Source organism: Mycobacterium sp. 1274761.0 (assembly GCF_001668615.1).
In the GTDB taxonomy this organism is placed as follows: Bacteria; Actinomycetota; Actinomycetes; order Mycobacteriales; family Mycobacteriaceae; genus Mycobacterium.
The window spans coordinates 1-865 of the sequence record NZ_LZMC01000013.1 but is presented as its reverse complement, the minus strand read 5'-3'; the positions used below and the strand labels follow the sequence as shown (position 1 = coordinate 865).

Below are 865 nucleotides of genomic sequence, written 5' to 3'. Positions count from 1 at the left end.
AGCAGAATCGAGCCGATGCCTTCGCCGCTCTTGTGGATGCGGTATCCGATGGCCACACAGTCGGCGTCGCGGGCGTGCTTGACCTTCACCATCTCGCGCTTGCCCGGAAGGTACGGGCCGTCGAGCCGTTTGGCGATCACCCCATCGAGACCCGCGCCCTCGAACGTCGTCAGCCACTGCGCACCCAGCTCGGGGTCTTCGGTGGTGCGGGTGACATGACACCAGTCCTTCTCGTTCACCGACTCGAGCAAGGCTTGACGACGGACCCGGAACGGTTCCTTCAACAGAGATGTGTCGCCGCTCGCCAGCGCGTCGAACCCGATGAAGTGCGACGGCGTCTGCTCGGCCAGCATCCTGATGCGGCTGGCCGCCGGGTGCAGCCGCAGCTGCAGCGCCTCGAAGTCCAGCCTGCCGTCGACGGCGATCACGATCTCGCCGTCGATCACGCAGCGCGCCGGGAGTTCGGCCAGCGCAGCAGCCACCAGCTCGGGGAAGTACCGCGTCATCGGCCGCTCGTTGCGGCTGCCCAGCTCGACCTCGGGCCCGTCACGAAAGCAGATCGACCGAAACCCGTCCCACTTCGGCTCGTACGACGCCCCCGGCGGAATCTCAGACACCGACTTGGACAGCATCGGCGACACCGGCGGCTGCAGGGGGAGCTCCACGCTGCTCATAATGTCATCGCGCCCGACAAGAATGGGGCGATGCGCCTGCCCGTGATGCCGCCGGTGTCGCCGATGCTGTCCAAGTCGGTGTCTGAGATTCCGCCGGGGGCGTCGTACGAGCCGAAGTGGGACGGGTTTCGGTCGATCTGCTTTCGTGACGGGCCCGAGGTCGAGCTGGGCAGCCGCAACGAGCGGCCGAT

The 865-nt window shown here is 66.9% G+C and carries 1 protein-coding gene and 1 pseudogene; one reads left to right on the top strand and one right to left on the bottom strand.

Annotation, left to right across the window (positions count from 1 at the left end; all coding sequences use genetic code 11):
- A partial coding sequence (locus A5651_RS01815) for an ATP-dependent DNA ligase (protein WP_156662478.1) occupies window positions 1-674 on the bottom strand: 674 nt, incomplete at its 3' end.
- Between the two features lie 30 nt (window positions 675-704).
- On the opposite strand from A5651_RS01815, the pseudogene ligC reads away from it, so the two are divergent.
- Window positions 705-865: pseudogene (ligC, locus tag A5651_RS25180) on the top strand (ATP-dependent DNA ligase); the annotation flags it as partial.